Genomic DNA, 4,303 nt, shown 5'->3' on the forward strand with positions numbered 1-4,303 from the left:
CTAGGGCGGCCTCTGTGAGACCCTTGAAGAACCCTGCGCCCTCGCGCCCGCGTGCGACCAGCGTTCCCGCTGTGCGCGTCGCCTGGTTGCTGGTGCGCTGCATGGCGGCGGCGGTGCGGCCCTCGCCTTCCTTGACCGCTTTAGCGGTGCTGGCGGCGGCTTTGCCCGTTTTGCCAATAGCGGCGGCGGTGCGCCCTTGCCCCTCACCGATCTTCCCCGCCGTGCGGTTTGTTTCGGTTTCGGTCTTGCGGAGCGCGTCGATCGCTTCGCGTTGCCCCTCGGTGAATTTTTTGGCGTCGAGGCCTAGTTGCACGATGAGGGTGTCAATGATTGTGCCGGCCATTAGTTGTCTCCAAATTGGCGCGGCCGTGCGGCGGCGCTGGGGGTGTGGTTGATCGGGGTTGAGGCGAGGCGGCGCAATTCGGCGGCGATCTCGGATTTTTCCGCGTGGTAGCGTTCGGGATCGCGGCGATCAGGTGATAGACGCTGCACGCGGCGGGCGAGGTCGAGTAGGGGGATTTCACGGCTGTTAGACATGGGAAAAATGTCTCGTTTTGACGTTGCTTGTAGCTATTCCGTACGAAACCGGATGATTGTTTTGCACGAAACTACCTCATTACGCTGATTTTGTTGGATAAACGCGGGGGGTTTGGGTTAAGACCCCCGCCTTTAGAGGGCGGGGGTGGTCATTATCGGTCATAAATACCGCCCCCCTCATCGTGATTTTCTTGCAAGGCGAGACCCATGAACCCCTCGCCCTTGGCGGCTTTGTGGGGGTTGAATCCGTGAGCGATCATCGACGCGCGCCATTGCTTTTGGGTTCCGCGCGGTTCGTTTGCGTCGTCGCACCACGAAACCCATGACTTAAACAGGTGAGACGATTGCCCCCACAAGTTTCGATCAAGGGTGCATCGGTCGCCGGCCCAGGTCATTAGCGCATCCTCATCGGCCAGATATTCGGCAGTCGCGTCGGTGACGGCCTCCGGGGGAGCAAGGCCGATGCGCTGCCATTCAAGGCAACCTTCGATCGCCCATTGCAGGATGCCGGGGTGCTCGGCTTTGAGTTTTTCCGGCAAGTCTTTGTCGCGCTCGCCGGCTGGGATGGTGACGGTGAACGGTACAAGGTGGAAGCGGCGGCGGATGGCTTCATCAACATTTTTCAGGCTGGGCTTGTGGTTTCCTGCGATGATGAGTTTGAATTGCGGTGAGTATGTGAAAAAATCCTGTCTCATGAACCGGGCAGTGATCGGGTCGCCGCCCATCATCGCCTTTATCCGACTTTCGGCCCATGCCTTGCCTTGTTCGGTTTCTTGACTCACTGCCAGGCGCGCCCCGCGCAACATGGCGAGGTCGGTTGGGTGCCGGTCGCTGGTCGAGGCGGTGAAGGTCTCCATCCCGGCGATGCTGGCATAGTCGGCGAGGATGGCGCTGATGGTGTTCAAAAACGCGCCCTTGCCATTGCCTCCGGTGCCGTAGAAGAAAAACAGGGCGTGCTCGCTGGTTTGCCCGGTGAGGCCATATCCGATTGCGCGTTGCAGGAAGCTTTGCAGATCGGCATCGCCTGCGGTGATCTGGTCGAGAAATCGCAGCCACATCGGGCAGTCGCCACCCGGCGCGACGCTGGTTGTTTTCGTGCAGTGATCGGCAGGATCGGCAGGGCGGGGTCGGCCGGTTCTCAGTTCGACGGTGCCTCCCGGTGTGGCGAGCAGCCAGGGGTCACGGTCCCATTGGTCAACCGTGGCAGCATGGCGCGGGTCATTCCGGGCGAGGCGTTCGACGGCCGCCACGGTGCCGGCGCTGGCAATGCGATGCGCGATGGTGAGTTCGGCCGATCGAGCAGCATCGCGGCAGATTGCGCGTGCGAGAGTGAAGGCGTGTAGGGTTTCGTCGTCCCTCCAATGCGTGCCGGTCCACTCATGCCAGCGGCCAAACTTGGCGGTGTAGCGCAATGCGTCGGCGTGCCGGTGGCTGAACCGTAGCGCCAGGTCATCGTCGCTGTATTCCGGCGCGTCAGTCGCGGCGCGGCGGCGGGTGGCGTTCCGGGCGGCGGTGACTTGGCGGTCGAGGGTCGCGACGGTGACGCCCAGGCGGCCGGCGCTGGTCAGCTTTTGCCGGTCGTAATTCATTGGATCGAGCATCATGAGGCGGGCGATCTCGATCGCGTCATCGGCTGGTGATCGGTGCATTGTCTCAGCGTCCATTGCGCGCCTCCATCAGTGGCGATGGTGACGGGTGCGAGCGTGCCCAGGCGGCGATTGCGGTGGCTTCGCCTTCGGGCTTGCCGGCATCCTGCGCTGCCCGCTCCAAGGTTTCGAGGACGGTGGAGGCGGTGAGCAGCCCGGCGGCGGTGAACCGCGCCAATGATCGCGCCTCACGGATCAGGGTGAAATGCCGGTCTCCGGTGCCGGCGGTGGCGATGCGTGCGGCGGCGTTGCGGAGGGCGACGCTGGCGTAGGTCGAGGCGCGGGCGTCGTCGGGTTTCGGCAACGGTGCGGCTGGGCGAGGCGAGGGCGAGGCGAGGGCGGCAGCGGGCGGAACAGCGACGCGGGGTTCGCCGGAGAGGATGGTGGTGCGGGTCGGTAGGGGATCGGTGCCGGACTCAAAAACCGGCGCGGCCGTGTAGATGATCTGGGCCGGACGAAAAACGCAATCGTCCAAGCCGGCAACCGTGCCAAGCCATTGGGTGATTTCAGCGCGGGTGATCGCTCGGTCGAGCCAATGCCATAGGCGTATGCGGATGCCGGGCTTTATGCCGTGCGAGGCGGTCGCCGAGACGATGCAAGCGGCGGTGTGGAAGGCCGCGGGCAGCCTCGCCAGCGCCACCCGGCCGCACGCGGCGAGGTCAGTGAGGTCGATATCATCGGGCTTATCCAGCGTGTCCCAATCGGTCGCAATCCAGAATCGTTGGCACTCGTAAAGCGTCGGTCGGTCGCCTGTTTTGGGGTCACGGTAGAGCAGCCGGCGGATGGGGTCAGTGCGATCAGGATTGGTGAGAGCAGCCCGGACAATGCACCGATCAGGGCGCGTTGAAAGCCAAACCAGCGCGCGGTGCAGATCATCGAGATTTTCAACATCATGCTCAATCGCGGTGAAGGTGCGGGCTTCGTCGTAACCGACGATCGAGCCGTCGGCTTGCACGAGCTTGGCGAGGCGACGGCCGCGACTACGGAGAACGGTGAGGGTATCGCTGTTCATGCCGCACCGTCCAGGGCGTTCGGGTGTGCGGCAGTGAGGGCGGCGATCATTGCCGATGACCAGCGTTCGCGAGTTGGTTTGTCGGTGAAGCTGATGATAGGCAAGTAACGCGCCTTGCCGGCAGCATCCTTCATCGCAACGCCATCGCGCCCGATCATGGGCTTAGATGGCGGGGCAGCCCAGGGCTTCCCATCGGTGACGTGCACCACGATATCGTGCAGCACCATTCCGCTGGGGAGCGTCGCAGTCATGAAACCCCGCATCGAATTGCGGTGGAGGGGTTTCCATTCATCGACCTTGATTTGCTGGGTCATGATGCCACCCGAATTGAACAGGTGATCGCAGCGGCGAGGCGGCGGCAGTGCCCTGCCTCGGTCTCGGCATACCCGCGAAGGATAGGGTCGCGGTCGCGGCGGGCGAGGATTTGATCGGCCCGGCTGGCAAGGGAACGGGCGGCGCGGCGGAGGTCGGCGATGGGCAGATTGATGGTAGCGTGGTTTCGCTGGTCGCGGGCTTCGATGTCGCCTATCAGGCGGTCGTTGATAGCGTCGGCTTGTGTTTTAGCGTCGGTCATTTTGGTTATCTTTCGATAACCGGCGAATTTGCTTGATATAGGCGGCGGTGTTCGATAAGGTCCAGTTGTCCGCTGAAATCCAATTCGAATCGCGCGCCCGGTCAAACCCATTGGCCGGGTGTTGCATTTTTATGGTGCCGATCACGCAGCGCGGGGGTGTTCGATGCGGGATGAAACCCAATCGGCGAGCGCGGATTCGGGGATCAGCACGCGCGAACCAATCCGAACAATCGCTGGGCCATCGCCGGCCTCAATGTGCCGATCGAGGGTGCGAGACGACACGCCCAGCCGGGCAGAGGCGTCCTTTTTACTCAGTAACGTGATAGAGGGTGAACCGTTTTGCATTGTCTTGTCCTGGGTTGACAGTAAAAGCCACGGCCTACGTAATAGGGGCAGGAAATAGCACCCGGCAACAACAATAACGGGAAACAAAAATCTAATTCATTTCCGTTTTCTGATGGCTTCGGTGGTTTGGTGGATGCCAGCCGATTCCAAGACAAGGCTGATGAAAATGTGGACTTTGCCGGGGTTTAG

At 62.3% G+C, this 4,303-nt stretch carries 7 protein-coding genes; 1 reads left to right on the forward strand and 6 read right to left on the reverse strand.

What is annotated here, in order from left to right; genetic code table 11:
- The 5 genes from ACP5E6_RS16545 to ACP5E6_RS16565 all read right to left on the reverse strand — a co-directional run.
- Nucleotides 1–343: hypothetical protein (locus ACP5E6_RS16545; RefSeq protein ID WP_427955980.1), on the reverse strand; the 343-nt coding region annotated here is incomplete at its 3' end.
- Entirely contained in the window at nucleotides 343–537 is a 195-nt protein-coding gene (locus ACP5E6_RS16550; RefSeq protein ID WP_427955983.1) for a hypothetical protein, read from the reverse strand. The genes ACP5E6_RS16545 and ACP5E6_RS16550, both read right to left, overlap by 1 nt.
- A gap of 152 nt (nucleotides 538–689) precedes the next feature.
- Nucleotides 690–2,201, reverse strand: coding sequence for a phage/plasmid primase, P4 family (locus ACP5E6_RS16555; protein ID WP_427955985.1), 1,512 nt, complete (start codon nucleotides 2,199–2,201; stop codon nucleotides 690–692).
- Nucleotides 2,191–3,195 carry a hypothetical protein gene (locus tag ACP5E6_RS16560; protein WP_427955988.1) on the reverse strand — a complete coding sequence of 335 codons (1,005 nt, stop codon included), beginning with the start codon at nucleotides 3,193–3,195 and terminating at the stop codon, nucleotides 2,191–2,193. The genes ACP5E6_RS16555 and ACP5E6_RS16560 overlap by 11 nt, the downstream gene beginning before the upstream one ends.
- Entirely contained in the window at nucleotides 3,192–3,509 is a 318-nt protein-coding gene (locus ACP5E6_RS16565; protein ID WP_427955991.1) for a hypothetical protein, read from the reverse strand. The genes ACP5E6_RS16560 and ACP5E6_RS16565 overlap by 4 nt, the downstream gene beginning before the upstream one ends.
- A gap of 110 nt (nucleotides 3,510–3,619) precedes the next feature.
- Between ACP5E6_RS16565 and ACP5E6_RS16570 the strand changes: the two genes are divergently transcribed.
- The gene (locus ACP5E6_RS16570) at nucleotides 3,620–3,805 is read left to right on the forward strand and encodes a hypothetical protein (RefSeq protein ID WP_427955993.1); all 186 of its coding nucleotides are present in this window, start codon (nucleotides 3,620–3,622) and stop codon (nucleotides 3,803–3,805) included.
- Between the two features lie 105 nt (nucleotides 3,806–3,910).
- Here ACP5E6_RS16570 and ACP5E6_RS16575 read toward each other — a convergent pair whose 3' ends face one another.
- Nucleotides 3,911–4,114, reverse strand: a complete 204-nt coding sequence (locus ACP5E6_RS16575; protein ID WP_427955996.1) for a helix-turn-helix transcriptional regulator — start codon at nucleotides 4,112–4,114, stop codon at nucleotides 3,911–3,913.
- Nucleotides 4,115–4,303: the final 189 nt, after the last annotated feature.

This window comes from Acidiphilium sp., assembly GCF_049977125.1.
Classification (GTDB): domain Bacteria; phylum Pseudomonadota; class Alphaproteobacteria; order Acetobacterales; family Acetobacteraceae; genus Acidiphilium.